We start from the raw sequence: 25,761 nt of genomic DNA on the forward strand, positions 1-25,761 counted from the left end.
CGCCCACGCTGTGTAAACAACATCTGGCCTGGGTCATGCGACCGAAGTCATGCGACCGAAGTCATGCGGCCGAAGTCACGCGGCCGAAGTCATGCGACCGAAGTCACGCGACCGAAGTCTACGCGACCGAATCTACGCGGTGGCGGAAGCGGTCGGCGAAGTCGAAGTCGAGGTCGCGGTGGTCGTCGGCATCTTCTCGTCCGACTTGCCATTCGCGCGGCTGCCGGGTTTCTGGATGTCGATGCCGCCCTTGAAGAAGGCGCCGTCTTCGATGGAGATGCGCTGCGCGATAACGTCGCCGGTGAGCGAGCCTTCGTTGCGGATGTCCACACGATCGCTGGCGTTCAGGTTGCCCTTCACCTTGCCGATCACGACGATCTCGCGCGCCACCACGTTGGCGTTCACCACGCCGTTGCGGCCCACGGTCACGCGATTGCCCGCCAAGTTGATGGCGCCTTCCACCCGGCCATCGATGTAGAGCGACTCCGAGCCGCTCACTTCGCCTTTGATCACGAGCGACTTGCCGATCGTGGCCTGTTCAGTGGGGTTCAGAGCGGCATTACGCGGCGCGGACGCCGGCGTGGGTTCGCCCATCGGATTCAGGTTCTGCGGGGTCGTGCTCATAACATTCTTCTCCGGTTCGGGGGTAGTGGTCTTCGCTGCGGGGGTGGCGGGGGGATTCGCGGGCTTCCACATTGGGCTTGTCCTCTGTCTGGATCGGCTGGATCGGTGACGCGCTGGTGGACGATGTGTGTGGCCCACTCGCGCTCGTGTTCTAGTGTGGACGACCGTGGTTGCGGCCCGCCCGTTTACAGTTGCTTGGGGGATGACCAGGCACTCGCACGTTCCGTGCCAAACAGAGTCTCTGCCCGGTTGTTGCTCAATGCTACGCTGCAAAGGCCGTTTGGCGGGGTTTTACTGCTCCCGCTGCCTTCGCATCACAAACACGATGCAGCGCGAACCGCGTTCGGAGCGGGTAAATCTTGCGCCGCCCGGAGCATTTCTTATATCGGGTAAAGGCCCTACTGCGAAAAGTCATTCGCGCTTAACATGGGACTACGGCGAACGGGTCGTGTGACCGCGTCGAAAATGACACACCGAGACGTCGGAGCCGCACACCTCTTGAACCAACCATGCTGAACGATCAGGACATCCTCCGCCACATCGAGCGCCAGCCCAATCAGACGGCGGGGTTCAAGCAGCTCGTCCGCGAGCTCGGCCTAGGCGGCGGCAATGCCCGCCGCGAGCTTCATGACCACCTCACCAAACTCGTCCGGCGTGGCGACCTGGCGGTGCTGCCTGGCGATCGCTGGGCCATGCCGGCAAAGCGCCGGGGCGCGAGCGACGGTGGCGACGGAGGCAGACGGCCGGCCACTCCCGGGCGTCCAACCGCCGTTGGCAGGCTCTCCATGCATCGCGACGGCTTTGGCTTCGCCATCCCCGAGAGCGCCGAGCTGAAGGGCAAGATCTCCGGCGACATCTTCATCAACCCGCAGGCCGTCGGCACGGCAATGCACGGCGACCGCGTGTTGGTGGAGCTCGGCACCATCCGCCCGGACGGCCGCGCCGAGGGACGCATCCTCAAAGTGCTCGACCGCGCCCACGATACCGTCGTCGGTGTCTTCCACTACGGCCCGAAGAATAACTTCGTCACGCCCATCGACGAGAAGCTCGCCACCGACATCGTGATCCCGCGCGGGATGGAGCAGCCCACCCGCCTGCAACGCGATCGCGTGATCGGCTCCGAAGCCAAACGCACCACCGCGGCTGACGCCGGCGACCTTGAAGGCGTGGTGGTGGACGTGGAGATCACCGACTGGCCTACGCAGACGCAGGGTCCGCGCGGGCGTGTGGTCGAGATCCTGGGCCGCGAGGACGATTTTGGCGTGGACGTGGAGATCATCATCCGCAAGCACCACATCCCGCACCGCTTTCCGGAAGCGGTCATCGCCGAGGCGCAAGCGTATGACGCGCTCATCGCGCCCGACGAGCGCGCGCGGCGCCACGATTACCGCGAACTGCCCATCGTGACCATCGACGGCGAGACCGCGCGCGATTTCGACGACGCCGTCTACGTCGAGCGGGTGAATGACGATAACGGCAACTACCGCCTGCACGTGCACATCGCCGACGTGGCGTATTTCGTCCGCGAAGATACGGCACTCGATCGCGAAGCGCGGCTGCGCGGCAACTCCGTCTACTTCCCCGACCGCGCGGTTCCCATGCTGCCGACCGAGCTCTCGAGCGACTTGTGCTCGCTGCGTCCGCAGGTCGAGCGCCTGGTGATGAGCTGCGTGATGGAGGTCGATCCCCAGGGCGAGGTGGTGAGCTACGAGCTGCACGAGGGCATCATCCGCTCGGCCGAACGCATGACGTATACCAACGTGCAGCTCATCCTCGATGGTGACGCCGCGCTGCGCGCGCACTACGCGCCGCTGGTCGCGAACTTCGAGCTGATGCGCGAGCTCGCCCAGATCCTGAACCGCAAGCGCGTGCGCCGCGGCTCCATCGATTTCGACCTGCCCGAGCCGCAGATCGAGTTCGACGAGCAGGGCATGATGGAAAGCGTGACCAAGTCCGAGCGCCAGTTCGCGCATCGCTTGATCGAGGAGTTCATGCTGGCAGCGAACGAGTGCGTCGCCAGCTATCTCGAGGCGCGCGTCGCTTCCATCTATCGCGTCCACGAGAAACCGGATCCGAAGAAGGTCTACGAGTTCGAGACCATCGCGGCGAGCTTTGGCTACTCGCTCGGCGTGGGCGCGCTGCCCGTCCGGCGGATGGAAACGCGGGGCGATCGCCGCCAGCGCTACGGCTCCGGGCGCAGCAATCCGCGCATGATCGAGCTGCCGCAAGAAGTCCACATCACGCCGCGGATGTACCAGAAGCTGACGCAGAAGATCGCGGGCAAGCCGGAGGAGCGCATCCTCTCTTACCTCATGCTGCGCTCGCTCAAGCAGGCGCGCTATTCGGAAGAGAACCTTGGCCACTTCGCGCTCGCGGCGCCCACCTATACGCACTTCACCTCGCCCATCCGGCGATATCCCGACCTCATCATCCATCGCCTGTTGAAAGCGGTGCTGCATGGAGAAACAGCGGAGGTGCGAACCGAGTCACGGACGAAGTCGCACAAGAAAGCGCCCAGCGGCAAAGGCGTGCCGCCGCACAGCGAAGCGCCGAGTCCGTGGAGTAAGCGCGCGGGCCAAACGGAGCGGTCGGAGTCGGCCAAGCCAGATATTCCGGAGGTCGTTGTTCCGGAGGTCATTCCCATCGGCGTGTTGCACGAGATCGCGGAAGAGTCGAGCCAGACCGAGCGCCGCGCCGACGATGCGGAGCGCGAACTGATGGAGTGGAAGAAGATCAGGTTCATGCGCGACCGGCTGGGCGAAGAGTTCGAAGGCCTGATCGTGAGCGTTACCAAGTTCGGATTGTTCGTCGAGCTGATGGACATGTTCATCGAAGGCCTGGTGCCGCTCGCCACCATGACCGACGATCGCTACACCTACCGCGAGAACACCAAGCAGATCGTGGGCGAGCGCGGTGGGCGCCAGTATTCGTTGGGACAGCGCGTGCGCGTGATCGTGGATCGCATCGACTACGTGCAACACAAGATCCAGTTCGCGCTCGCGGAGGAAGAGCTGCCGCGCGCGAAGAAGCGCCACAAGCAGCGGCGCTGAGCACTCTTCGAGGGGTCATGCTGAGGAGCGTCGTCGAGGCCGCGCTTTCTCCAGCGGCCGAGCAGCGACGAAGCATCTTGGTTTTGTCTGCCTTCCTGCTAATCTCCTTCCTCCCATGCCTGACCTGATCGTCCCGTTGATAGACGAAGCAGCGTCCACGCCGCAGCTCGCGCTCGTGATCCCTACTTTCAACGAGGCAGGGAACATCACGCCGCTACTCGAGCGCGTTGCAGCGGCCCTCGGGCCGGCCGGCATCACGTACGAAGTCATCGTGGTGGACGACGAGTCCTCTGACGCTACCGCCGAGCGCGTGCGTGACGTCTCCGCGCGGGATGCGCACGTGCGGTTGATCATCCGCAAGGACGAGCGAGGTCTAGCGTCAGCGGTGGTCCGCGGCTGGCAAAATTCGCAAGCGGCAGTGCTGGGCGTGATGGACGCCGACCTGCAACATCCGCCCGAACTTCTCCCCGAGTTGTGGCGCGCCATGCAGTCCGGCGCCGGCGCCGATCTTGCTCTCGCCAGCCGCTACGTGCCCAGCGCATCCACGAAGGGATGGAGCCTCACGCGGCGACTGCTTTCGGTCGTCGGAATATGGACCACCGGTTTCGTGCTGCCGAAAGAGCGGCGCGTCTCTGACCCGGCCTCGGGATTTTTTCTGGTCCGGCGCCAGGCGATCGCCGGCGTGCCGCTGGCGGCGCAGGGATTCAAGCTGCTGCTCGAGATACTGGTCCTGATGAAACCTGTCCGCGGAAGCATCGGCCGAGTGGTCGAAGTCCCCTTCCAGTTCGGTGTCCGCCAGGCAGGCAAGAGCAAAGGCAGCGCCGGCGTGGTGGTCGATTACTTTGTTCTGCTGTGGAAACTGCGGCGGGTGGGCGCGGCGGCCTCCGCAGGCGCGGACAGCGCCGCGGATAACAACGGCCCCGATGCCCGTATAAAATGACGCTCGTGTAAAATAACAGCGACCCCGGCACTGCGCGTGTTCGCGGTGCTTTCCTTCCTACGTCGGGACGTGGCTCAGCCTGGTAGAGCACTCGCTTGGGGTGCGAGGGGTCGGCAGTTCAAATCTGCCCGTCCCGACCATTTCTCTTTTTCCATCTTTTCGAAGATGATATCGTGCGCGTGCTGGACATGCGATGAAACGCACATGGACGATCATTGGCGTAGGCGACGTTCCGGGGAGCTACAAATGGTACCAGTCGCTCTTTGGCCAGCTCCAGATCCCTCCAGCCCATGACCACTTTGGTCAGATCCTGGATACGGATGGAACCGTCTTGCTCTGCCTCCACCAGTGGGGCGCGCACGAACATCCCACCTTGATAAGTCCGGAGGAGGCGCCACCTGGCAACGGGCTCCTCTTGTTCTTCCGCGTCGACGACTTCGACATGGCACTGAGGAGGGCACGCGCTCTCGTCGCCCGGCTCGAAGAGGAGCCGCACGTGAACCCGAACACTCAAACAAGGGAGTTCTCACTCCGGGATCCGGACAGATACTACGTCACGATCAGTGCGCTCTCTGCGCCCCGGCCCGCGAGCAGGCGGCCTTCGCGGAGCGGGTGATCGGTTCATCGACCAGGGTCGAAATCGCGTGCTAGGACCGACCAATCTTTCTTCTTGTCGCTTGGTGACAAACCGGCAGCGAGACCTACGCGCAGCGATTCCTGCTTGTTGACTTCTACATCTTCCGCGCTTAGCCTGCGCGCAATCTCTCCGCGGGGAACGGAGGAGCCAGTGAGCAGGCTCGATTGGCCGCGCGTCGTTGCCAGTGGCGCCCTTTGGACGGTGGTTTACAACTTCGTCTGGGGCGTCGCCTGGTTCGCTTTCATGCGTAGGGAATGGGTGGATGCAATGGCCGCCAGCAGGCGCCAGATGCCTTTTACTGCCGAGGTCTGGTTCGTGTGGGTGGTGCTGAGCCTGCCGATCGGCGTGGCCATCATGGCGTACTCTGCGGGCCGCGCGCATTCTGCCCCGAAGGCCGCCGTCTACGCTGCCGTAGCACTGTGGGCGCTGATGACGATGGGGATGGCTGGCTGGGGCTGGCAAGAGTCGCTCTCGATACGCGTGATCGCCTTGGACTCGATCGTGAACCTCGTCGGCATGCTGGCCGCGTCCCTCGCCGGTGGCTGGAGCCAGCGCGAAGGGTAGCGTGGCAGCAAAAGAGCCCCATTTCCCGTCCGGGCGCGTGGTTGGCCGCGAGCACTCTAAATCCTGCGCGCACGTCCCTTTGTTTCCATACGTATAGCGGCAAGTCAAACAGACCTCTTGACATGTTATATAGTGTTATAGTTAACTATACCAGTATGGTTCATCAGAGCTGCTGGGTCAGGACGGAAGCAGGCCAGCCAACAACCCCGACCCGAGAGCAAACAGGAATGAACCGCAAGGAGAATGAAACATGAGATCCCACCGTTTTCTGATTTCCGCTGTTCTGATGTTGCTATCACCGTTTGCTTTCGCGCAGTCCGAGACCCACAAGATGGACGCGCCTAAGACACCGGCGCCGAAGTCCGAGGCGCAGGTTTCCTTCGACACCATTAAGACCCTCGCCGGCGAGTGGGAAGGTCCAGTGGGAACCGACATGCCGGAAGCCATGAAAAAGGCGATGAAGGCGCAGGGCGCCAACCCCGACATCCAGCCGCTGCACGTCACCATGCGCGTGACCTCGCGTGGCAACGTGCTCGTCCACGAATTCCAGGTAGCGGGAACGCCGCTCGACGCCACCAAGTACGACCATCCGGTGACGATGGTGTACCTCGACGCGGACAAACTCAACCTCGTCCACTATTGCGATGCCGGGAACCGTCCGCACATGGTGGCGAAGTCCTCGCCCGACGGCAAGACGCTGGAATTCGACTTTGCCGAACTTTCCGGCAGCGACAAGCACGGACACATGCATCACGCGATCTTCACCATCATCGACGCCAACCATCACGCCGAGGAGTGGACCTACATGCTGCCGACCGGCACGCCGGTCCGTGCGCGGTTCGAACTGCACCGCGTGAACTGATGCACGTGTTGTCTCTGGTAAGGTCTGCTGGAAGGGATTTTCCGAGGACCCGATGGACCGTGAGTGGAACGACAGTCAGCCGATCTACCGCCAGCTTCGCGACCGCGTGGTCGCGATGATCCTCGACGGCGTGCTAAAGGAAGGCGATCCGCTTCCTTCGGTGCGCAACGTCGCGGCGGAGTATCGGGTGAATCCGCTCACGGTCCTCAAGGGTTACCAGCAACTGGTGGACGAAGGCCTGGTCGAATCCCGACGCGGCCTCGGCATGTTCATCAACGCCGGCGCGCGTGACCTGCTGCTGCAGGGCGAGCGGCAGAAGTTTTTGGGCGAGGAGTGGCCAAGGATCCGCGCCACCATCCAGCGGCTAGGCCTGTGGCCGGAAGACCTGCTGAACGGCGCATCGCCGAAGAGCTCGGAGCCGAAAACCACGGAGTCAGAGTCGAAAGCCAAGAAGAATGACGAGAAGAGTTGAACCATGGCATGCATAGAAGCACGCGGCCTCCGCAAGACCTTCGGTAAGACCGTCGCGCTGGATGGCATCGATCTGCGGGTCGAAGAAGGGCGCATCCTCGGGCTCATCGGTCCGAACGGCGCCGGCAAGACCACCGCGCTCAACGCCATCCTCGGACTCACTCCCTATCAGGGAGAGCTCAGGGTGCTGGGCCGCGATCCGTGGAACGAACGCGACCGGCTGATGCGCGACGTTTGCTTCATCTCCGACGTCGCCGTGCTGCCACGCTGGATGCGGGTCTCGCAGGCGCTCGACTACGTCGCCGGCGTGCATCCGCGCTTCGATCGCGCGAAAGCGGAAGGCTTCCTCGCAAAGACCACCATCAACCGCGGCAGCAAGGTCAGGGAATTGTCGAAGGGCATGGTGACGCAACTGCACCTCGCCCTGGTGATGGCCATCGACGCGCGCCTGCTGGTGCTCGACGAGCCCACGCTCGGCCTCGACATCCTCTATCGCAAGCAGTTCTACGACACGCTGCTTGGCGATTACTTCGACCGCAACCGCACCATCCTGATGACCACGCACCAGGTGGAGGAGGTCGAGCACGTCTTCACCGACGTGATGTTCATCGACCGTGGACGCATCGTGTTCCAGTCGAGCATGGAAGATGTGGAGGCGCGCTACCTGGAAGTGATGGTGCGTCCCGAGCAGGCCGCCGCGGCACAAGCGCTCAAGCCGATCTATGAGCGCCCGGCGTTGGGCCGCAGCGTCATGCTGTTCAGACTTGGATCCGACGCTGGATCCGACGCCGTCGAGCGCGAGCGGCTCGCCGCCTTGGGCGAGGTGCGCACGCCGAGCATCGCCGACCTGTTCGTCGCTATCGTTGGTGGCGGCCAGGAACAGGTCTTTGGAAAGCAAGGAGCGTCGCAATGAACACCACTGCCATGCACGACTCGGCTGTCGGCGCGCAGGCCATGGCGCCGGCCGAGATCTCGGCGATGCAGCGCTTCCTCTGGTCCCTGCGCCGCGAGCTGTGGGAGAACCGCTACCTCTACCTCGCGCCGCTCGCGGTCGCAGCTCTGATCCTCGCGGGTTTCGCACTCGGCTTGGTCCATTTGCCCGACAAGCTGCGTGCCGCTGCGGCGCTCGACCCGATGAAACTGCACGGAACCATCAACCAGCCGTACACTTTTGCCGCATTGCTGCTCATGTTCACCACGTTCCTGGTGGGGACGTTCTATTGCCTCGACGCGCTGTATGGCGAGCGTCGCGACCGCAGCATCCTGTTCTGGAAGTCGCTGCCCGTCTCCGACCTCACGGCGGTGCTGGCGAAGGCGAGCATCCCGTTCGTCGTCATCCCGCTTGGGACTTGGGGCCTCACCGTGGTCACGCAGGCCATCATGCTGTTGCTGGCCAGCAGCAGGCTGCTGGGGACAGATCTCAGCGTTTGGTCGCACGTTTCCTTCGGACAAGATTCGTGGATCCTCTTCTACCACCTCGTCGTCGGACACGGCTTCTGGTACGCGCCCATCTGGGGATGGCTGCTGCTGTGCTCCGCGTGGTCGCGCCGCGCGCCCTATCTCTGGGCCACGCTGCCGCTGCTCGCCGTTGGGCTGGTCGAGAAGATCGCCTTCAACACGACGCACTTCGGCCAGTGGCTCGCGTACCGCTTCGCGGGTGACCCGGGCGGCGCACCGGCCGCTAAGGAGAAGGTGATGACGATGGCCGCCATGACGCCGCCGTTGAGTCACTTCCTCAGCAGTCCAGGCATGTGGTTCGGACTGGCGCTCGGCGCCGCGTTCCTCGCCGCCGCTGTCCGCCTGCGCCGGCAACAAGGACCGATCTGATTCGCAAAGATTCGAATCTCAGGAGGACGAGGGACGAGGGTCCATCACGCCGGAGCGGGTCGAGGAGACTGGGGCGATTGCCGCACGGCATGGGATCTACCTCGCACCGCTCTACAACGCCGATGGAGCGGTGGAGACCGGCTTCCTTGCCAGGCAGAATGGTCGCGAGGATGAGGGCGTGAACGAACAACGCTGGAGGGAACAAGCACTCGCGGCGGGACAATAGCGAGCTGAGCAACCCTACAATATCCGCACACAATATCCGCACCCCTTCATCCGTCTACAACCATAGATGAAGGACGCAGCGAGCCCGCTTTGCGGACCAGGTCTACGAATTGATGGAGCGGATGCTACCCGAACAAGACCAGCGGATCTCCGAAGCGGTCGAGCGGGAGCAGTCCCGGCTGCGCAATTTCATTCGCCGGCGCGTGCCCGACCCACGCGATGCCGAGGACATTCTGCAGGACGTCTTCTACAAGCTGGTGGAAGCGAACCGCTTGCTCATGCCGATCGAGCACGTTACCGGCTGGCTGTTTCGCGTGGCGCGCAATCGCATCACCGATCTCTTCCGCGAGCGACGGCCGGAGAGCTTCAGCGTTGCCTCGATCGCGGGCAAGGATGCGGACGACGCCGAACTGCTGCAGCTCGAAGGTCTTCGATTCGAAGACCTGCTGCCTTCGCCCGATGCCGGACCGGAGGCGCTTTACGCTCGCCAGATGCTGCTCGACGAGCTCGAGTCAGCGGTCGAGGAGTTGCCGGAGGAGCAGCGCGCCGTGTTCGTGGCACACGAGCTCGAAGGACTGAGCTTCAAGCAGATCGCTGCCGCGACGGGAGTGAGTGTGAACACACTGCTCTCGCGCAAACGCTATGCGGTGCTGCATCTGCGCGAGCGCTTGCAAGAGATTTACGACGAATTCACGAAAGCATGAGGGACTGAACATGAGACCGAGAGTGAAGCGAATGATCTTCATCGCGCCGCTGGCCATCCTGGGGATGCTGCTATTTGTCTTCATCGGCGGTGAGATCGTGCTGCACCTGTGGAATTGGCTGCTGCCGGAGCTCTTCGGCTGGCGCGAGGTCACCTTTTGGCAAGCGCTAGGACTGCTGGTGCTGTGCCGCATCCTCTTCGGCGGAACGGGATGGAAGGGTTCCGGCCGCTCCGGTTATCGCCGCCGCATGGCCGAGCGCTGGGAGAAGATGACGCCGGAGGAGCGGGAACGCGTCCGGCAAGGCTGGCGCGGACGGTGGGGATTCGTGCCACCGGCCGGCGAGAGCAAGCAGCAATGAACTGGAACTCTCGCGCTCTGCTTCCCGTAACTCGGGGTACATAGCAAGCGAACGTTGCGCGCGGCGTCGCACCTCTCTTCGCGTGCGCAGGAACACAAATGACGGTCGTCGCCCGGGTCCAGGAAGCAAAGCCGCTGCCGATGGCCGCCGTAGCTTACTGATCACTGTTCAAGGATCGAGCCGTTATGGGCGTGGCGTTTCCTGCCGAGGTTCTAGAATCCTGTCAGGAGTGATCTTCGATCCATGCAGCGTAGAAAAGCGATATCTCTCTCTGCTTTCCTTCTGGCCGGCCCGCTACTCGCGCAAACGCCCGCGCAATCGCAGACCGGGACGCCTGCCGCGCCGCCACCCCCGCCGGACCGTTCCGGCAAAGAGCTCGAGCGCATGCGGTCCCTGCTGTCCCAGATGCAGACCAACCTGGCCAGCCTGCCCTCGGGCTACAGCGCCGAGAAACACCAGTTCGAGTTGGAGATCGACATGTGGCGCTTGCTGCTCAACCACATCGAGCGCGGACCAGGCGTGCGCAGCGGTCCTGAACGCGTGCCCTGAGGTATGGGGCGTCCCGCTGCTCAGGCCGCCGTTCTTACGGGAAGAGTGGCGGCGGCATCCGTCATGCCGCGGATGAACGTAGCGTCAAGGTTCTCTCGCAGCAAGAGGCTTTCGAATCCCGCCTTGTCGACGGCTTTGATGTAGGCGTCGCGGGGCTCGACGAGCTTCTTCTTGACCAGCTCAAAGAGCGACTCGTTCAGCGTGACGTTGCCTTTCGCTCTGCCCGTCTGCATGGCGGAGGGGATCTGCATCACCTTGCCTTCGCGGATGAGGTTTGCGATGGCATGATCGCAGATCATCACTTCCAGCGCCGCGATACGGCCGCCGCCGACCTTCTTGCACAGCGTCTGCGCGATCACTCCCTTCAGCGACTCCGAGAGCATGATGCGGATCTGCGGCTGGCGGTCGGTGGGGAACTGATCGATGATGCGATCGACCGTCGAAGGCGCGGTGTTGGTGTGCAGCGTGCCGAAGACGAGGTGGCCGGTCTCGGCCGTCTCGATGGCGATGGAGATGGTCTCCAGATCACGCATCTCGCCGACCAGAACGATGTCGGGATCCTCGCGCAGCGCCGCGCGCAGCGCGTTCTTGAATGAGTCGGTGTGGTTGTGGACCTCACGCTGATTGATGAGGCAGCGCTTGTTCTCGTGCACGAACTCGATGGGGTCTTCGATGGTGATGATGTGGTCGCTGCGGTTGCGGTTCACATAATCTACCATCGCGCACAGCGTAGTCGATTTCCCGCTGCCCGTCGGCCCGGTCACCACCACCAGGCCCTTGCTCAAGTAACAGAGTTTCAAGATGTCGCGCGACAAGCCGAGCTGCTCGGCGGTGAGGATCTTGCCGGGGATCACGCGGAACACCCCCGCCATGCCTTTGCGGTCCATGAACACGTTGCAGCGAAAGCGCGCGTCGTCGCCGAATTCGTAAGCGAAATCGGTGTCGTGGCGCAGCCGGAATTCCTGCGCGTTCTTTTCCGGCATCATCTGCCCCAGGATGCGCTCGGTATCCGCCGCGCTCAGCCGGGCAGTGAACCCGGCGAGCGCGACCATCTCGCCATCCTTGCGCGCCATGGGCAGCACTTCCGCCGAAAGATGGATGTCGGAAGCCCCCAGCGCCAGTTGCGCGGCGAAATACCGGTCGATCTCGAACCGCTCAACCACCCACGTTGGCGCCGGCTTCGCGCTCCCGGCGGCAGCTTCAACCAGCAACGCTGGCGCCGGTACTACACCCTCCGCTGCGGTGGGGTGGGCGACCATCGGGACCTTGACCGGGACCGTCTCCAGCGGAGTCAATCCTGTTCACGCCGATCTCCTTGCAAGCTCATGGCAGACCTCTTCTTTCCTGCGTCTACGTGTGTAAGAGCAGCCAAAGCACCGTTCCTGGGAAGGTTTGCCACGCGGATTACAAACGAGTTATATGGCGGTGGGCGCGGAAGAATGCAGCATTTGCGGCAGCGCCCAGTTCAAAACGGGAAGAATTCCCCATCCGGGAAGCGGCGGCGCCTTCGCTGACGGCGGCCGCGCAGACGGTCGTCATTGTGGCAGTCGTTCAGGTTCGGACTCTTAGGAGACGACGGTTAGCGCAGCGCTCGCTTCACCCGTTTCGTTGCGCTCTCGAGCTCCTGCACCAGGACGCCGAGCGACTTCTTCAGTTGCGCCAACTCTTTCCTCGTCCGCGGGCTCGTTTCTCTCGCGATGCGAGCAGCGCGCGTGGCTTTGCCCAGGGCCGTGCCGATCTTGACGGCAGCTTTCTCCAGCCGCAGTTTCCGTTTCCTTGCCATGCTTGCCTCCTGCGGCAGTTCTAGGCCGCGTGCCTGATTCTAATCGAGCACGGGCGGCGGCTCGCTATTCATTAGAACGCGCGCCGGAAGTATCCGCCGGCGTGTAGCCCTAGGACTCTTGCTCAGCGTATCGTTACCGGAAGATCTAACCGAGGGGGGAGCATGGGCCGTAGGATGATGGTTTGTGGTTTCGCAGCGCTCTTGTTAGTGATGCTCGGGTGTGGCCACGCAAAGCCCGCGGCGGACCTCAGCCAGGAAGAGGCTGCGATCCGCACCACAGATGCGCAGTGGCTGGCGGCGGCAAAGGCGCGAGACGTCGAGAAGTCCATCTCTTTTTGGTCCGATGACGCCACCATCTTGCAGCCCGAAGCTCCGCCGATCGTAGGCAAGGCCGCGATCCGCAAGTACGTGTCGGAAGCGTTCGCTTCCCCCGACTTCTCCATCAGCTTCACCACCGATAAAGTGGTCGTCGCCGCCGCGGGCGACATGGCCTACGAGACGGGCACCGATGTGATGACCTTCCGCGAACCACATGGAAGATTGGTTACCCTCAGGAATCGCGGCGTGGTCGTCTGGCGAAAACAGCCCGACGGCTCGTGGAAGGCGGCCATCGACATTTGGAACGCAGGGCCGTCCGCCGTTCGCGAGAGGTAAACCGTCCGCTAGTCGAGGAAGCGGGTACCAAAGCCGGGCTTGTTCCCCGCCCGCGAGCGGTCGGTGCGGATGATGATCGCGGTGCAGGGCTGCGGAGAACTCCGCGCGGAGCCCGAGCCCTCCGGGGCGGATACGGCGCGCAAGCTGAAGTTGATCTCGATGACCTCTTGCTCGGTCAGGCCACGGTCGCCGCGGAAGAAGATGCCGGTCTGGCTGATGTTCTCGGCCACGCCGGCGTGCCACTCCTGCTCGCCGACGCGGCGATATTTCAGCGGCACCGCTATGGAATAGCGGGCAGCACGGACGGGCGCAAATGACGTCGAGCCTTCCATACGCACCAAAGGGGGAAGGGCGTTAAGGAGCTGGGTGGAAATCGCCGGAAAGCATAATCCCGCGACGTGGGTTTGGCAAGGAACGAAAGTATGTTGCCCCAAGGCACGATGTCCCAGGATATCGTTCCCAAGGATATCGTGCCCAAAGATATCGTGCCAAGACATATCTGGCCTGGGGGGGACAGCCGGTGCGCCTAGTGCCGTGCCGAGAGCAGGCTAAGTATCTCTTTGAGGCCGGAGCGGAGCTGGCGCAGCTCACTGCGTCCGGGACCCCCCGCATGTCCGAACAGCGCCGGCTGGTGCGTCTTGCTGTCGCGCGACTCGGTGCGGAGCTGCTGGCGCGCTCCCGCGATGGTGAAGCCTTCGTCGTAGAGCAGCGTCTTGATGCGGACCACCGCCTCCACATCCTTCTTGCGGTACATGCGCTGTCCGGTCGAGCTCTTCACCGGCTTGAGTTGCGGAAACTCCGTCTCCCAGAAGCGCAGCACGTAGGCCTGCAAGCGGCAGAGCTTCGATACTTCACCGATGCGGAAGTAGAGCTTGTCGGGGATGTGGACTTCGGTGGACTTCTTGCTCGCGGCGTTCTTCGAACGGCTCATGCGGAAGGTGGTGCGCTCAGATTCTACGAGGGTGTTTCCGGATAGTACGGCGGCTCAAGCAAAACTTCAACTGTTGAAGATCTGCCGCGGTGTGGCCGACGCATCTAATCCTTGGGGCAGCGAACGGGAACGTACTAGAATGCTGGTGTACTAGAATGCTGGTGAGGAAGAGAATGGCCACTGCACCCAAGGGAAAACCGAAGTTGAGCAGAGAAGAGGCCGTCGAACGTATGGCCCAGCTCATCGAAGGGCACTTAGAAAAGTTCCCGGAACGCGAACGTCAAGCACGGGTCCAGCGGTTCGCCAAACGGGTGAAGAGACTTAGCGCTGCTCGCGCCAAATCTGCAAGATCGCGTTGAAGCGCGGATCATCCTGCTCGATCGCAAACTCTTCACGTAAGGCCGCACGCAGCTGCTCTTCATTATCTAGTCGCAACAACTCCCTCAGTTGATCGCGAAGTTTTTTCTCCCGCTGTCGCACGGTGGCGCGAGGAGTTCGCGGGCGGTCGGCCTCCATGGACTCGCCAAGCGGCGGCTTCTTGTCGTCCTTTTCCATCTCAGTGGCGGAAGTGGCGCACGCCGGTGAACACCATCGCCAGGCCGAGCCGGTCGGCCACGTCGATCACTTCCTGGTCGCGCACCGAACCGCCGGGCGAGATGATGGCGGTCGCGCCCGCTTGTGCGATCACTTCCACGCCGTCGGGGAAGGGAAAGAAGGCGTCGGAGGCGGCGACGGTCCCCTTGATCGGCAGCACTGCTTTCATCGCGCCGATCTTGGTGGAATCGACGCGCGACATCTGCCCCGCACCCACGCCTATGGACTGTCCATCGCGGGCGTAGACGATGGCGTTCGACTTCACGTGCTTCGCGACCTTCCAGGCGAAGAGCATTGCGCGCATCTCTTCCGGAGTCGGCTTGCGCTGGGAGACGATCTTCAAGTCGGCGTCGGTGAGTGGACGGTGGTCTTCATCCTGCAACAGCAATCCGCCGGAGACGTTCTTCATCACCCACTTCGGTTCCGTTCCCGCGATCTCCATCAGACGGAGATTCTTCTTGGCGGCGAACTTCTCGCGCGCCTCGGCATCGAAGCCGGGCGCGGCGATGGCTTCCACGAAAAGCCTGGCCATCTCTTCCGCCGTGGGCCCATCGATCGGCCGATTCACGCCGATCACGCCCCCGAAGGCCGAGACCGGGTCGGCTTCGAGCGCTTTCTTGTAGGCCTCGAGCAAGGTCTTGCCCGTGGCGGTGCCGGATGGATTGGTGTGCTTGATGATCGCGACCACAGGCTCGGTGAATTCCTGCGCCAGGTCCCACGCCGCTTGCAGGTCCACGATATTGTTGTAGGAAAGTTCCTTGCCCTGAAGCTGTCTTCCGTTGGCCACGCCTTTTCCCGAGCCGTCGGAGTACAGCGCCGCCTTCTGGTGCGGGTTCTCGCCGTAGCGCAGGTCCATGTTCTTGCGGTAGGCAAGGCGCAGGGTTGCAGGGAACGAAGCAGGGAAGCCGCCCGGGTCTTCCTGCTTCTCGAACTTCTCGCCTTCCACGCCGATTGTCTCCAGCGTCGCGGCGATAGCCGAGTCGTAAGCCGCGGTCAGCGCGAAGGCCTGCTGCGCCATGCGCCACTTGGTCGCGAGCGAGAGCGAGCCGCCGCTCGCCTGCATCTCGGAAACGACGGCGGCGTAGTCCGCCGGCGAGGTGACGATGGCGACGTCGCGGAAGTTCTTCGCCGCCGAGCGCACCATGCTGGGCCCGCCGATATCGATGTTCTCGATGACCTCGTCGAACTCCACGCCCGGCTTCTCCGCCGTCTTCTCGAAGGCGTAGAGGTTGACCACCACCATGTCGATGGGCTGGATGCCGTGGGCTTCGACCGCGGCCACGTGTTCCTTTTTTCCGCGCATGTGCAGGATGCCGCCGTGCACTTTGGGATGCAGCGTCTTGACGCGGCCATCGAGCATCTCGGGAAAGCCGGTGAGGTCCGAGATATCGCGCACCGCGATGCCAGCCTCGCGCAGCAGCTTCGCCGTGCCGCCCGTAGAGACCAGCTCCACGTTCATCGCGGACAGTGATTTTGCGAATTCCACCAGCCCGGTCTTGTCGGTGACGCTCAACAGCGCGCGCTCGATCTTGGCCACGATGGTTCCTCGGCGAAAGGTTTAGGAGAGCGGGGAATTATAGAAGAGAAGAGGAGAAACGAGAGAGGGGCCACTGGGTACCGGGTACTGAGTACTGGGTACTACACTTTCGCCTTCGCCTTCAGCTTGACCTGGCCATTCTCCATCTCGACCGAGTACTCCACCGCGTGGCAGCCATAGTCTCTGCGCAACTGCTCGGTCTTCTTTTTCACGAATTGCTTGAAGGAATCCAGGTCGCCGCCAGGGGCGGACTCGCCCGCCTTCTGCTTGGCGGAGAGCATCGCCTGGTAAAGCGCCTGCACGCGGTCATGCTCGGCGTCGACGTCAGAGAAATGCGCGACGAACGGCTTGTCGCCCGCCCCGGCCGGCTCTTCGCCCTTGAGCGCGGCGGCGGCCTCCCGCTCTTCTTCGTCGCGCATGCCGGCGATGCCGAGCACGGCGTCCTGGGGACGGCGATAACCCTCTTCCTTGATCTTGAGTTTCTGCCGCCAGAGGTCGCTGAACAGCGCATAGCGCTGGACAATGGCGTTGTAGCGGAAGCGCTGCGGAAAGGTCATCTTGTGGCCGTCCGAATGCTTCTTGATGAGGGTCTGGACGCGCCAGTCGGTATCGGCCGGGGGCCGCTTGGAGCCGCCGCCGAAGTAGACGTCGTACTCGATCTTCAGCCGGCGGACCGATTCCTCGAGAAGATTCAGTTCCTCATCGACGGTCACGCTTCACCTCAAGGGAAAGGCGGGGGAGTGGGGAATATAGCATGAGAAAGCAGTACTCAGTACTCGGTACCCAGTCTTCAGTAACCCGCACGCGGTACCCGTTATCCAACAGCTCACGATAGTCCGTGCCACGTCGCCATCCACGGCCCGGTCTGTACTGGGTACCGGGTACCGCCCCCGGCAGCCACTTGCATCTATCTTTCTTTACTGCACTGCGTCGATCTGTACTCTGTAGATCTGGGGAGACATGGCTGCGAAACCAAAAATCCGCATCGTGATCGCCGACGACCACGCCGTGCTGCGCGAGTCGCTCGCGGCGCTGCTCGAGAGCCAGCCCGATTTCGAAGTCGTGGGCAAGGCGGCGAATGGCACCGAAGCTCTGGAACTCGCGCGGAAAGAGAAGCCGGAGATCCTCGTCCTCGACCTCTTCATGCCTGATCCGGATGGCTTTGAGGTGCTGCGCACCATCGACCGCAGCGGACAATTCGTCCACTCCGTCGTGCTCACCGGTTCGGAGAGCCAGCTCGATTACGCTCAGGCGGTGCGCTTCGGGGCGCGCGGCCTCGTGCTCAAGGGTGACGACCCCACCAAGCTCTTCACCGCCATCCGCGCGGTGGTGGCCGGGGAGCTGGCATTGTCTGACGACCTGGCGCAGCAGGTGCTCTCCACCATCGAAGATTCGCGCGGACAGAACAGCGCCCTCGCGCGCCTCTCCGACCGCGAGCGCCAGATCGCTTTCCTCGTCGCGCGCGGCATGAAGAATAAGGACATCGGAGTGGAGCTCGGCATCAGCGAGAACACGGTGAAGCGCCACCTGCAATCCACCTTCTCGAAGACCGGCGCCCGCGACCGTCTCGAACTCGCCGTGATGGCCTTGAGCGAGATCAAGGCAGCTTAGGAAGTCGCTGGTCGCTAGTCTCTGGGCGCTAGCCTGGGAAGGCGCCAGTCGCTGGTCTTCAATCGTCAGACTCCCACGAGACTCCAAGGGAGTGGATGCGCAGCTATGCGACAGTAAACAAATGGGTTAGCTAGGGACTAGCGACTAGAGACCAGCGACTTCCAACGACTACTTGCCCGCGCTGGCGGCCATCTTCTTCACCATGGCCAGCACCAGCTTGCGGTCGCTATCGTTCAGCGCGGCCGAGTAGCGCCGGATCTGGGTGAGGAAGCGGACCTCATCTTCGGAGAGCTGAGGCGCGTTCTTGGCGCCGCCATTCTCACCGGCGTGGTCAGCGAAGAATTGCGCCAGCGGTAATTCCATCGCGCCGGCTATCTTGGCAAGGGTATCGAGCGAAGGGATGGTGTGGCCGTTTTCTACGCGCGAGAGATAGCAGCGCAATAGCCCAGTACGCTTCTCGATGTCACCCTGCGACATGCCTTTTTGCAGGCGGAAATTGCGGATCGTCTCGCCGATGTTCATGTGATTTTTGCGTTCCGATGCAGCTAGGACGTCTCTGGGGTGCGGGAATAGTAACCAGAGTAGAACCTTCTGGCAAGCACAAATTTTGTCAATGCGGAACGGTCTGCTGCACGACGGAAATCATTACGTGGCACCGCACTCGGCGCGCCGATTCAGCGCTTCAGCTTCTTGGCAAAGAACTCGGTGATGCGCTTCCACGCGTCGGCAGCGTCGTCGGCGCGGTAGCCTGCCTGGTTGTTCGGGTTCTCGAAGCCATGGCCGGCCTCCGGATAGATGTGGACCCCCACATCTTTGCCGAGCTGCTTCATCGTGGCTTCGAACTTCTGCGCCGATTCCGGCGGGATGCCGCGGTCTTTGCCGCCGAACAGTCCGAGCGTCGCCGCGTTCCAGTTCTTCAGGCTCGCTTCGTCGGCGGGAACACTGCCGTAATTGATGGCGACGGCGCGCAGCGTGGGCTCATTCGCCGCCAGCAGCGCGGCTTTGCCGCCCCCCATGCACCATCCGATAGCGCCGATGCGCTTCCCGTCCACGTCTTTGCGCCCGGTGAGGTAACTCACCGCCGCCCGCAGGTCGCGGAGCGCGCGATCGTCCGGCAGCCCGCGCATCAGCTCGTGCGCTTCGTCAGATGTGGTGGCGACCTTGCCGCGGTATAGGTCCACCGCGAGCGTGACGTAGCCCTGGTCGGCGAGCTTCCCGGCCTGCTCCTTCACCCAGTCGTTCAACCCATACCACTCGTGGATCACCACGATGGCGGGCAGCTTGCCCTTCGCCTGCGCGGGCTTGAAGAGCAAGCCTTGCACCGTGTCGCCGCCGCTCTTATAGCTCACCGGCTGCGAGGTCGCGGCAAAGGCCGCGGTGGCGAGCAGCAACGATCCGACAAAAAGAGAAATGACTCTCCTCATGACGTCCTCCGTGAACATTCTCTGCGAACCACGGGTCTCCGTGGTGAAGGGTCTAGTCTACAAGTCCAACTCCATGTACAGCGCTCCGGCGATCGGGTTCTCGCGATACGGTGCGATCTCGCGGAAGCCCAGCTCGCGGTAGAGCGCCAAAGCATGCCCCATGACGGGCTCGACCGTGTCGAGCCGCATCTTCTTATATCCGATGCCGCGGGCGGCGCGCACGGCCTCCTCGACCAGGCGACGGCCGAGCTGTTGTCCGCGGAAGTCTGGGCGCACGTAGAGCCGCTTCATCTCGCAGAGCAGCTCGCGCTTGCCGGCGCAGGTCTCGCCGAGTCGATGCAGCGCCACGCATCCCGCCGGCTTGCCTCCAACCTCCGCCAGCAGCAGACGCCCCGCCGGCGGTGCGTAGTCGCCGGGGAGCCCGGCAAGCTCCTGGTCGAACGACTGGAAGCACAGGCTGAAGCCGAGCGAGGCGCCGTACTCGAGGAAGAGTGCGCGGGCCTGCTCGATCTGTTCCCGGCTGCTGGCTTGGGCTATGACTGCCATAAGAATGACAATGGACAATCGACAAATGACAATTGAGTGATGTGCAGGCTTACACGCCGGCTCCAAAGAATTGTCCATTGTCCATTTTCCATTGTCCTTCCGCCACGGGTACACTCTCTCGCGTGAAGCCGCGCGTCGATGCCGTCGAGCTCGAGGTGTTCAAGAACATCTTCCATTCCATTGCGGAGGAGATGGGCGCCGCGCTGCGCCGCACCGCCTTCTCCCCCAACATCAAAGAGCGCCGCGACTACTCCTGCGCCGTCTTCGACGCGGGCGGCGCGGTCATCGCCATGGGCGACCACATGCCCGTCCACCTCGGATCGATGCCCATGTCGGTGCGCGCGGCCATCGATCGCTTGGACCTCGCACCCGGCGACGTGGCCATGCTCAACGACCCGTTTGCCGGCGGGACCCACCTGCCGGATATCACGCTGGTCGCGCCGGTGTTCATCTCCTCACGGGAGCTGAGCCGCGGCCGCAGGTCGCAGCCCGATTTCTACGTTGCCAACCGTGCCCACCACGCCGATGTTGGCGGCGCCTACGCCGGCTCCATGGGACTCTGCCGTGAGATCTATCAGGAAGGCGTGCGTATCCCGCCGGTCAAGCTGGTCGCCGGGGGCGAACTGCAGCGCGACGTGCTGTCGTTGCTTTTGAATAACGTGCGCACGCCGGCGGAGCGCGAAGGCGACCTCGGGGCGCAGCTTGCCGCTTGTCACACCGGCGAGGTGCGGCTGCGCGAGGTCAGCGAGCGTTATGGCCTAGCGCGCGTGAACGCGGCCATGGGGGCGCTGCTCGACTACTCCGAGCGCATGATGCGGGCATTCCTGGCGAAAGTCCCACCGGGCGAATATCGCGCCGAAGATTTCCTGGATAACGATGGCGTAACGGACACGCCGGTGAAGATCGTGGCGACGATCACGGTCTCCCCCTCGGCTCGACGTGCCCGCTCGGGGGCGAGCGGGCTACAAAAACTGGTCACCGTGGACTTCACCGGCAGCGATCCCCAGGTCGCCGGACCCCTCAACGCCGTCGCCGCCATCACGTATTCCGCCTGCTTCTACGTCTTCCGCTGCCTGCTCGAAGAAGATGTCCCCGCGACCGCCGGGCTCATGCGTCCCATCGAGGTCATCGCGCCCGAAGGGACGATCGTGAATGCGCGTCCGCCGGCGGCGGTGGCGGGTGGGAACGTGGAGACCTCGCAGCGCATCGTGGACGTGCTGCTGCGCGCGCTTGCGCAAGCTTTGCCCGAGCGTATCCCTGCCGGGTCGAGCGGGACGATGAACAACCTCACCATCGGCGGCGACGATCCTCGAACGCACTCACCCTTCGCGTACTACGAGACCATTGCCGGCGGCTTTGGCGCGCGCCCGACCAAGGACGGCGTCTCCGGCATCCACACGCACATGACGAACTCGCTGAACACGCCGGCCGAAGCGCTCGAATACGCCTATCCCTTCCGCGTGACCCGGTATTCATTCCGCCGCGGCTCAGGCGGAGCAGGAAAGCACTGCGGCGGTGACGGCATCGTGCGCGAGATCGAGTTGCTTACCGGCGCCGAGGTCACGCTGCTCGCCGACCGGCGCGAGCGCGGTCCGTATGGTCTGAACGGCGGCGCCGACGGCGCTCCTGGACGCGCGGTCGTCATCCATCGCGATGGCTCGGAGCTCGAGCTCGGCGGCAAGGCCAGCGTCCGGCTGCGTGCAGGCGAGAGGATACGCGTGGAGAGTCCCGGAGGTGGCGGATGGGGAAAGAAATGACCGAGGTGGCAGCGATCACCCGATCACCAGATGACCCGATCCCCCGATTATTCGCGTGTAGAATCTAGTGTTCGGAGTGCATCCACGGACGAGTCAGACGCAATGGCCAAATCAACAATGATGGCGGTGGTGAAGGCCGAGGCGGCCCCGGGCGCGGACATCCGCGATGTCCAGGTTCCCAGCTTCGGCGACCGCGACGTGCTGGTGAAGGTGCGCATCGCCAGCGTTTGCGGCACCGACCTGCACATTTACAACTGGGACCAGTGGGCGCAGAACCGCATCCAGCCGCCGCTCATCCCCGGGCACGAGTTTGCCGGCGACGTGGCCGCCGTCGGCAAAGATGTCACCCGCGTCAAGGAAGGCGACTTCGTTTCCGCCGAGATGCACGTGAACTGCGGCAAGTGCTTCCAGTGCCGCACCGGCGACGCGCACATCTGCCAGTTCGTGAAGATCATCGGCGTGGATTCGAACGGCGCCTTCGCCGAGTACGTGGTCATCCCCGAATCGAATATCTGGAAGATCGATCCCGCCATCCCGCCGGAGTACGCTTCGCTGCTCGACCCGTTAGGAAACGCGGTGCACACCGTGCTCTCCGGCGAGATCGCCGCCAAGACAGTCGCCGTCACCGGCTGCGGACCCATCGGACTCTTCGCCATCGCCGTCGCGCGGGCCTGCGGCGCGACGCAAGTCTTCGCCATCGAGGTCAACGAACATCGCCGCAAGATCGCAAAACAGATGCAGGCCGACTTCGTCCTCGACCCTACCAAGGACGACGTGAAGCAGACCGTGATGGAAGCGACCGGCGGCGTCGGTGTGGATGTGCTGCTCGAGATGGCCGGCCGCCAGGACGCCATCTCGCTCGGCTTCTCCATCCTGCGGCTCGGCGGCCGCGCGTCAATCCTCGGCATCCCGTCAAAGCCGGTCACGATGAACTTTGCCGGCGACATCATCTTCAAGGGCGCGACCATACTCGGCATCAACGGACGCCGCATGTACCAGACCTGGTACCAGATGGAGGCGCTGCTCAAAGCCGGCAAACTCGACCTCCATCCCGTGATCACCGACCGCATGGCGATAAAAGATTTCTCCAAAGGCATGGACCGGCTGAAGACCGGCGAGGCGAGCAAGATCCTGCTCTATCCCAACGGAATACCAAAGTAGCTGGGTTACGGTTGGTGACCTAGCGGATGCTCTCGATGAGCAGCGCGAGCAGCGCGGTGCGGCGCGGGATCTCATCCAGGAACACGCTTTCGTTGGTGGCGTGCGCGCCTTCGCCTACGGCGCCGAGGCCATCGAGCGTGGGGATGCCGAGCGCGGCGGTAAAGTTTCCGTCTGAGCCGCCGCCGGTGCCGGATTCGGAAACCCCGATGCACAATGCTTCTCCGGCGCGTTGCGCCAACTCGTAAAGCCGCGCGACGCCTTCCGAGCGTTCCATCGGCGGACGGTTCATGCCGCCCGAGATCTCCAGGCGGCAGTTCTTGTTCTTCGGCTTGAGCGAGCGGAACTTCTGTTCCACGTAAGCCGCGTCTTCCAGGCGCTTGATGCGGACGTCGATCTCCGCCACCGCCTCGGCCGGGACAACGTTCGTCCGCGTGCCGCCGCGGATCACTCCCGGATTCACCGTGACGCCGCGCTCCAGATCGGTGAACTCCGCCACCTGAAGCAGTTGGTGCGCGAGCTCGAGCACCGCAGACTCGCCCGCGCCGAAGTCTACGCCCGAGTGCGCGGCGCGTCCGATGACGCGCAGGGTGTACTCGCCCACACCTTTGCGCCACGTCTTGAGCGCGCCCTGCGGTCCCTGCGACGGTTCGCACACCAGCACCGCCGCCGACTTCTTCGCGATGGATTCGGTCAGCTTGCGCGAGGTCTCGCTGCCCACCTCTTCATCGGAGACCAGCAGCACCGCCACCGGACGCGGCAGACCGCCCGCGATCTGTTGCAGCGCGCGGATGGCGAACAGCATCTGCGCGATGCCCGTCTTCATGTCGTAGACGCCCGGTCCCCACAGGCGTCCCTTCTGGATCAGGAACGGCATCCCGCGCAACGTCCCGAGATCCCACACCGTGTCGATGTGGCCGAGCAGCAGGATGGGTTTCAACGTCGCGTCGCCGCGCTTGCCGGCAGGGAACTCGACTTGCAGATGTTCACCGGCCTTGCGCTGCGGATGCAGCGTCACCTTGCCGCCGATGCGCCGGAACTCCTGCGCCAGGTGCTGGCTCAACTTGTCGATCGCAGCCTTGGAGTGGCTGGGCGATTCCATCTCCACCAGGTTCTTGATGGTCGCCACCATCTGCCGCTGCTCGCGCGCCAGCCACTGCAGCAGCTCCTGCGCCAGGGTTCGTGAAACGACGTCGCGCGAAACCACGGCTCGGGAGGGACCACCGCCGTCGTGGGACTTCACCGCGGGCTTCGCCTTTGTCTTTGCTGGTCTGGCCATGGGTCGAATGCGCTCCGTCTGCTAGTCAACCAGGCTTCCGTCAACGCAGTAGGCCGGGCGCGGGCCATCCACTATAATCGTCAGCCTTAATCCTTGCCTACCGCACTTGGCGGATAACTCCATGGCTGACACGTCAAAGACCGCAGTAGCCGAACCGCCAGCCGACACTGCCGGCAAGCCCGTCCTCGACATCGTCGAGATCATGCGCCTGCTGCCGCACCGCTATCCCTTCCTGCTTATCGACCGCGTGATCGAGATGACGCCCCGCGAGCGCATCGTCGCGCTCAAGAACGTCACCGTGAACGAACCCTACTTCCAGGGACACTTTCCCGGCTTTCCCATCATGCCCGGCGTGCTCATCGTGGAAGCCATCGCGCAGGCAGGCGGCGCGCTGCTGCTCACCGCTCTTGCCGACCGCGACAAGCTGATGTTGTTCACCGGCATCGAGCGCGCCAAGTTCCGCAAGCCGGTCGTTCCCGGTGACCAGCTCCGCATCGAGGTGGAGGTGCTCGCTTGGCGGACGACCGCGGCGAAGATGCAAGGCAAGGCGTTTGTCGGCGAGAAGCTGGCGTGCGAAGCGGTGATCACCTGTCAGCTGGTGCAGAATCCCGGCAAAGCGGCAAAGAGTTAGCGTGGCCGTCCGGCGCTCTTCGCGAAAACGCTCATCGGGCGCGTCTCGCAAAGCGTTGTCGCAAAACGCTTCCTCACGAGAAACGAGAAACCAGAAACAAGAAACCGTCCACGCGACGGCTGTGATCCATCCCTCCGCCAAGATCCATCCTACCTGCAAGATCGGTCCCCACTGCGTCGTCGGCGCGGGCGTGGAGCTGGGCGAAGGTTGCGAACTGCTCGCGCACGTCGTCATCCATGGCCCCACGAAGATCGGCAAGCACAACCGCTTCTTTCCCTTCTGCGCCATCGGCCTCGAGCCGCAGGACGTCACCTACAAGGGCGAGCCGACGCGTCTCGAGATGGGTGACCACAACCTGATCCGCGAGTACGTCACCCTGAATCGGGGGACGGTGAAGGGTGGCGGCGTCACGCGCATCGGCAGTCACACGCTCATCATGGCCTACTCGCACGTGGGACACGACTCGGTAGTCGGCGACCATGCCATGCTGGTGAACGGAGCGACGCTCGCCGGCCACGTGACGGTGGAAGAGTGGGCGGTGGTCGGCGCACTCAGCGCCGTGCATCAGTTCGCGCGCGTCGGCGCCAATGCCTACATCGGGGGCGGCTCCATCATCACGCAAGACGTGCTGCCGTTCTCGAAGACCTCGGCCGCGCGCGAGAACCGCGCCTATGGCGTGAACTCCGTCGGACTAGAGCGTCGCGGCTTTTCGAAGGAGCGCATCCAGCTGCTCCAGCGCGCCTACCGCGTGCTGCTGGCGTCGAAGCTGAACACCTCGCAGGCGCTCGAAAAACTGAAGTCGGACTCCGGCCTCGGCGCGGACGTGGAATACCTGGTGAAGTTCATCGAGACGAGCGCGCGCGGCGTGATCAAGTGATTCTTTTTTTCGCCGCTGATAAACGCAGAGGAACGCGGATCAAGTGCGGACGTGCTGGGGTGTCGTTCGGAGGGGCGCCACTTCAGTGCCGCCGAAAGCATGATTGTCATTCCGAGCGAGCGCGAAGGAGCATAGCGACCGAGCGCGAGTCGAGGAAGCCCTAGCGCA

General features: G+C 63.4%; 29 protein-coding genes and 1 tRNA gene. 18 read left to right on the forward strand and 12 right to left on the reverse strand.

Going from position 1 to position 25,761, the window contains the following annotated elements; genetic code table 11:
• Positions 1-132 precede the first annotated feature (132 nt).
• Complete coding sequence (locus M3P27_08020; GenBank protein MDP9268256.1) at positions 133-696, reverse strand: polymer-forming cytoskeletal protein; 564 nt, start codon at positions 694-696, stop codon at positions 133-135.
• 437 nt (positions 697-1,133) lie between these two features.
• Between M3P27_08020 and M3P27_08025 the strand changes: the two genes are divergently transcribed.
• The 12 genes from M3P27_08025 (at position 1,134) to M3P27_08080 (ending at position 10,811) form a co-directional block, all read left to right on the forward strand.
• Positions 1,134-3,674, forward strand: a complete 2,541-nt coding sequence (locus M3P27_08025; GenBank protein MDP9268257.1) for a VacB/RNase II family 3'-5' exoribonuclease — start codon at positions 1,134-1,136, stop codon at positions 3,672-3,674.
• Between the two features lie 115 nt (positions 3,675-3,789).
• Positions 3,790-4,614 carry a polyprenol monophosphomannose synthase gene (locus tag M3P27_08030; protein ID MDP9268258.1) on the forward strand — a complete coding sequence of 275 codons (825 nt, stop codon included), beginning with the start codon at positions 3,790-3,792 and terminating at the stop codon, positions 4,612-4,614.
• A gap of 63 nt (positions 4,615-4,677) precedes the next feature.
• Positions 4,678-4,754 (forward strand) — tRNA-Pro (locus M3P27_08035).
• Positions 4,755-4,807: 53 nt separating this feature from the next.
• The gene (locus tag M3P27_08040; protein ID MDP9268259.1) at positions 4,808-5,230 is read left to right on the forward strand and encodes a glyoxalase; all 423 of its coding nucleotides are present in this window, start codon (positions 4,808-4,810) and stop codon (positions 5,228-5,230) included.
• A 309-nt stretch (positions 5,231-5,539) separates the two neighbouring features.
• A complete protein-coding gene (locus M3P27_08045) occupies positions 5,540-5,815 on the forward strand; it encodes a hypothetical protein (protein ID MDP9268260.1) in 276 nt (91 codons plus the stop codon).
• Between the two features lie 286 nt (positions 5,816-6,101).
• Positions 6,102-6,677, forward strand: coding sequence for a hypothetical protein (locus tag M3P27_08050; GenBank protein MDP9268261.1), 576 nt, complete (start codon positions 6,102-6,104; stop codon positions 6,675-6,677).
• Positions 6,678-6,729: 52 nt separating this feature from the next.
• Positions 6,730-7,149: a GntR family transcriptional regulator gene (locus tag M3P27_08055; protein MDP9268262.1), complete on the forward strand. Its 420-nt coding sequence runs from the start codon at positions 6,730-6,732 to the stop codon at positions 7,147-7,149.
• A 3-nt stretch (positions 7,150-7,152) separates the two neighbouring features.
• Positions 7,153-8,061 (forward strand): ABC transporter ATP-binding protein, encoded by a 909-nt coding sequence (locus tag M3P27_08060; protein ID MDP9268263.1) that lies wholly within the window; start codon positions 7,153-7,155, stop codon positions 8,059-8,061.
• On the forward strand, positions 8,058-8,975 hold the full coding sequence (locus M3P27_08065; protein ID MDP9268264.1) for an ABC transporter permease: 918 nt from the start codon (positions 8,058-8,060) through the stop codon (positions 8,973-8,975). Before M3P27_08060 ends, M3P27_08065 begins: the two co-directional genes overlap by 4 nt.
• 347 nt (positions 8,976-9,322) lie before the next feature.
• Positions 9,323-9,904, forward strand: coding sequence for an RNA polymerase sigma factor (locus M3P27_08070; protein ID MDP9268265.1), 582 nt, complete (start codon positions 9,323-9,325; stop codon positions 9,902-9,904).
• Positions 9,905-9,914: 10 nt separating this feature from the next.
• The gene (locus M3P27_08075) at positions 9,915-10,262 is read left to right on the forward strand and encodes a DUF3106 domain-containing protein (GenBank protein ID MDP9268266.1); all 348 of its coding nucleotides are present in this window, start codon (positions 9,915-9,917) and stop codon (positions 10,260-10,262) included.
• Between the two features lie 243 nt (positions 10,263-10,505).
• Positions 10,506-10,811: a hypothetical protein gene (locus M3P27_08080; protein MDP9268267.1), complete on the forward strand. Its 306-nt coding sequence runs from the start codon at positions 10,506-10,508 to the stop codon at positions 10,809-10,811.
• Between the two features lie 20 nt (positions 10,812-10,831).
• Here the strand turns inward: M3P27_08080 and M3P27_08085 are convergent, their stop codons facing one another.
• Together M3P27_08085 and M3P27_08090 are read right to left on the reverse strand one after the other, a co-directional pair.
• The gene (locus M3P27_08085; GenBank protein ID MDP9268268.1) at positions 10,832-12,070 is read right to left on the reverse strand and encodes a type IV pilus twitching motility protein PilT; all 1,239 of its coding nucleotides are present in this window, start codon (positions 12,068-12,070) and stop codon (positions 10,832-10,834) included.
• A gap of 320 nt (positions 12,071-12,390) precedes the next feature.
• Entirely contained in the window at positions 12,391-12,594 is a 204-nt protein-coding gene (locus M3P27_08090; protein MDP9268269.1) for a hypothetical protein, read from the reverse strand.
• 210 nt (positions 12,595-12,804) lie between these two features.
• Between M3P27_08090 and M3P27_08095 the strand changes: the two genes are divergently transcribed.
• Positions 12,805-13,248 (forward strand): DUF4440 domain-containing protein, encoded by a 444-nt coding sequence (locus tag M3P27_08095; protein MDP9268270.1) that lies wholly within the window; start codon positions 12,805-12,807, stop codon positions 13,246-13,248.
• Positions 13,249-13,256: 8 nt separating this feature from the next.
• Here the strand turns inward: M3P27_08095 and M3P27_08100 are convergent, their stop codons facing one another.
• The 5 genes from M3P27_08100 to M3P27_08120 form a co-directional block, all read right to left on the reverse strand.
• The gene (locus tag M3P27_08100; protein MDP9268271.1) at positions 13,257-13,526 is read right to left on the reverse strand and encodes a PilZ domain-containing protein; all 270 of its coding nucleotides are present in this window, start codon (positions 13,524-13,526) and stop codon (positions 13,257-13,259) included.
• Positions 13,527-13,774: 248 nt separating this feature from the next.
• Positions 13,775-14,179, reverse strand: a complete 405-nt coding sequence (locus M3P27_08105) for a MerR family transcriptional regulator (protein MDP9268272.1) — start codon at positions 14,177-14,179, stop codon at positions 13,775-13,777.
• Positions 14,180-14,500: 321 nt separating this feature from the next.
• On the reverse strand, positions 14,501-14,734 hold the full coding sequence (locus tag M3P27_08110; GenBank protein MDP9268273.1) for a hypothetical protein: 234 nt from the start codon (positions 14,732-14,734) through the stop codon (positions 14,501-14,503).
• A gap of 1 nt (position 14,735) precedes the next feature.
• The gene (gene purH, locus M3P27_08115) at positions 14,736-16,310 is read right to left on the reverse strand and encodes a bifunctional phosphoribosylaminoimidazolecarboxamide formyltransferase/IMP cyclohydrolase (protein MDP9268274.1); all 1,575 of its coding nucleotides are present in this window, start codon (positions 16,308-16,310) and stop codon (positions 14,736-14,738) included.
• Between the two features lie 101 nt (positions 16,311-16,411).
• On the reverse strand, positions 16,412-17,023 hold the full coding sequence (locus M3P27_08120; protein MDP9268275.1) for a hypothetical protein: 612 nt from the start codon (positions 17,021-17,023) through the stop codon (positions 16,412-16,414).
• A gap of 247 nt (positions 17,024-17,270) precedes the next feature.
• On the opposite strand from M3P27_08120, the gene M3P27_08125 reads away from it, so the two are divergent.
• Positions 17,271-17,921 carry a response regulator transcription factor gene (locus M3P27_08125; GenBank protein ID MDP9268276.1) on the forward strand — a complete coding sequence of 217 codons (651 nt, stop codon included), beginning with the start codon at positions 17,271-17,273 and terminating at the stop codon, positions 17,919-17,921.
• Between the two features lie 168 nt (positions 17,922-18,089).
• Here M3P27_08125 and M3P27_08130 read toward each other — a convergent pair whose 3' ends face one another.
• The 3 genes from M3P27_08130 to M3P27_08140 form a co-directional block, all read right to left on the reverse strand.
• The gene (locus tag M3P27_08130; protein MDP9268277.1) at positions 18,090-18,443 is read right to left on the reverse strand and encodes a helix-turn-helix domain-containing protein; all 354 of its coding nucleotides are present in this window, start codon (positions 18,441-18,443) and stop codon (positions 18,090-18,092) included.
• Between the two features lie 152 nt (positions 18,444-18,595).
• Positions 18,596-19,345, reverse strand: a complete 750-nt coding sequence (locus tag M3P27_08135) for a dienelactone hydrolase family protein (GenBank protein ID MDP9268278.1) — start codon at positions 19,343-19,345, stop codon at positions 18,596-18,598.
• Between the two features lie 57 nt (positions 19,346-19,402).
• Entirely contained in the window at positions 19,403-19,891 is a 489-nt protein-coding gene (locus M3P27_08140) for a GNAT family N-acetyltransferase (protein ID MDP9268279.1), read from the reverse strand.
• A 191-nt stretch (positions 19,892-20,082) separates the two neighbouring features.
• Between M3P27_08140 and M3P27_08145 the strand changes: the two genes are divergently transcribed.
• Together M3P27_08145 and tdh are read left to right on the forward strand one after the other, a co-directional pair.
• The gene (locus M3P27_08145; GenBank protein MDP9268280.1) at positions 20,083-21,648 is read left to right on the forward strand and encodes a hydantoinase B/oxoprolinase family protein; all 1,566 of its coding nucleotides are present in this window, start codon (positions 20,083-20,085) and stop codon (positions 21,646-21,648) included.
• A gap of 102 nt (positions 21,649-21,750) precedes the next feature.
• Positions 21,751-22,809: an L-threonine 3-dehydrogenase gene (gene tdh / locus M3P27_08150; GenBank protein MDP9268281.1), complete on the forward strand. Its 1,059-nt coding sequence runs from the start codon at positions 21,751-21,753 to the stop codon at positions 22,807-22,809.
• A 19-nt stretch (positions 22,810-22,828) separates the two neighbouring features.
• On the opposite strand, the gene M3P27_08155 is transcribed toward tdh, so the two are convergent.
• Complete coding sequence (locus M3P27_08155; GenBank protein MDP9268282.1) at positions 22,829-24,085, reverse strand: M20 family metallopeptidase; 1,257 nt, start codon at positions 24,083-24,085, stop codon at positions 22,829-22,831.
• Between the two features lie 121 nt (positions 24,086-24,206).
• Between M3P27_08155 and fabZ the strand changes: the two genes are divergently transcribed.
• Together fabZ and lpxA are read left to right on the forward strand one after the other, a co-directional pair.
• A complete protein-coding gene (fabZ, locus tag M3P27_08160; GenBank protein ID MDP9268283.1) occupies positions 24,207-24,716 on the forward strand; it encodes a 3-hydroxyacyl-ACP dehydratase FabZ in 510 nt (169 codons plus the stop codon).
• A gap of 121 nt (positions 24,717-24,837) precedes the next feature.
• Positions 24,838-25,593 carry an acyl-ACP--UDP-N-acetylglucosamine O-acyltransferase gene (gene lpxA / locus M3P27_08165; protein ID MDP9268284.1) on the forward strand — a complete coding sequence of 252 codons (756 nt, stop codon included), beginning with the start codon at positions 24,838-24,840 and terminating at the stop codon, positions 25,591-25,593.
• Positions 25,594-25,761 lie beyond the last annotated feature (168 nt).

It is taken from the genome of Acidobacteriota bacterium, from assembly GCA_030774055.1.
Taxonomy (GTDB): domain Bacteria; phylum Acidobacteriota; class Terriglobia; order Terriglobales; family Acidobacteriaceae; genus JACPNR01.

Bases quoted from the DNA above. Each gene is read 5' to 3' on its own strand.
- M3P27_08135 (MDP9268278.1), bottom strand. From the start codon at position 19,345: ATGAGGAGAGTCATTTCTCTTTTTGTCGGATCGTTGCTGCTCGCCACC.
- M3P27_08125 (MDP9268276.1), top strand. From the start codon at position 17,271: ATGGCTGCGAAACCAAAAATCCGCATCGTGATCGCCGACGACCACGCC.
- M3P27_08085 (MDP9268268.1), bottom strand. From the start codon at position 12,070: ATGGTCGCCCACCCCACCGCAGCGGAGGGTGTAGTACCGGCGCCAGCG.
- M3P27_08070 (MDP9268265.1), top strand. From the start codon at position 9,323: ATGCTACCCGAACAAGACCAGCGGATCTCCGAAGCGGTCGAGCGGGAG.
- M3P27_08155 (MDP9268282.1), bottom strand. From the start codon at position 24,085: ATGGCCAGACCAGCAAAGACAAAGGCGAAGCCCGCGGTGAAGTCCCAC.
- M3P27_08110 (MDP9268273.1), bottom strand. From the start codon at position 14,734: ATGGAAAAGGACGACAAGAAGCCGCCGCTTGGCGAGTCCATGGAGGCC.
- M3P27_08090 (MDP9268269.1), bottom strand. From the start codon at position 12,594: ATGGCAAGGAAACGGAAACTGCGGCTGGAGAAAGCTGCCGTCAAGATC.
- M3P27_08045 (MDP9268260.1), top strand. From the start codon at position 5,540: ATGCCTTTTACTGCCGAGGTCTGGTTCGTGTGGGTGGTGCTGAGCCTG.
- M3P27_08080 (MDP9268267.1), top strand. From the start codon at position 10,506: ATGCAGCGTAGAAAAGCGATATCTCTCTCTGCTTTCCTTCTGGCCGGC.
- M3P27_08130 (MDP9268277.1), bottom strand. From the start codon at position 18,443: ATGAACATCGGCGAGACGATCCGCAATTTCCGCCTGCAAAAAGGCATG.
- M3P27_08145 (MDP9268280.1), top strand. From the start codon at position 20,083: ATGGGCGCCGCGCTGCGCCGCACCGCCTTCTCCCCCAACATCAAAGAG.
- M3P27_08095 (MDP9268270.1), top strand. From the start codon at position 12,805: ATGCTCGGGTGTGGCCACGCAAAGCCCGCGGCGGACCTCAGCCAGGAA.
- M3P27_08025 (MDP9268257.1), top strand. From the start codon at position 1,134: ATGCTGAACGATCAGGACATCCTCCGCCACATCGAGCGCCAGCCCAAT.
- M3P27_08060 (MDP9268263.1), top strand. From the start codon at position 7,153: ATGGCATGCATAGAAGCACGCGGCCTCCGCAAGACCTTCGGTAAGACC.
- M3P27_08055 (MDP9268262.1), top strand. From the start codon at position 6,730: ATGGACCGTGAGTGGAACGACAGTCAGCCGATCTACCGCCAGCTTCGC.
- M3P27_08050 (MDP9268261.1), top strand. From the start codon at position 6,102: ATGTTGCTATCACCGTTTGCTTTCGCGCAGTCCGAGACCCACAAGATG.
- M3P27_08140 (MDP9268279.1), bottom strand. From the start codon at position 19,891: ATGGCAGTCATAGCCCAAGCCAGCAGCCGGGAACAGATCGAGCAGGCC.
- tdh (MDP9268281.1), top strand. From the start codon at position 21,751: ATGGCCAAATCAACAATGATGGCGGTGGTGAAGGCCGAGGCGGCCCCG.
- fabZ (MDP9268283.1), top strand. From the start codon at position 24,207: ATGGCTGACACGTCAAAGACCGCAGTAGCCGAACCGCCAGCCGACACT.
- M3P27_08030 (MDP9268258.1), top strand. From the start codon at position 3,790: ATGCCTGACCTGATCGTCCCGTTGATAGACGAAGCAGCGTCCACGCCG.
- M3P27_08065 (MDP9268264.1), top strand. From the start codon at position 8,058: ATGAACACCACTGCCATGCACGACTCGGCTGTCGGCGCGCAGGCCATG.
- M3P27_08020 (MDP9268256.1), bottom strand. From the start codon at position 696: ATGTGGAAGCCCGCGAATCCCCCCGCCACCCCCGCAGCGAAGACCACT.
- M3P27_08105 (MDP9268272.1), bottom strand. From the start codon at position 14,179: ATGAGCCGTTCGAAGAACGCCGCGAGCAAGAAGTCCACCGAAGTCCAC.
- M3P27_08075 (MDP9268266.1), top strand. From the start codon at position 9,915: ATGAGACCGAGAGTGAAGCGAATGATCTTCATCGCGCCGCTGGCCATC.
- M3P27_08040 (MDP9268259.1), top strand. From the start codon at position 4,808: ATGAAACGCACATGGACGATCATTGGCGTAGGCGACGTTCCGGGGAGC.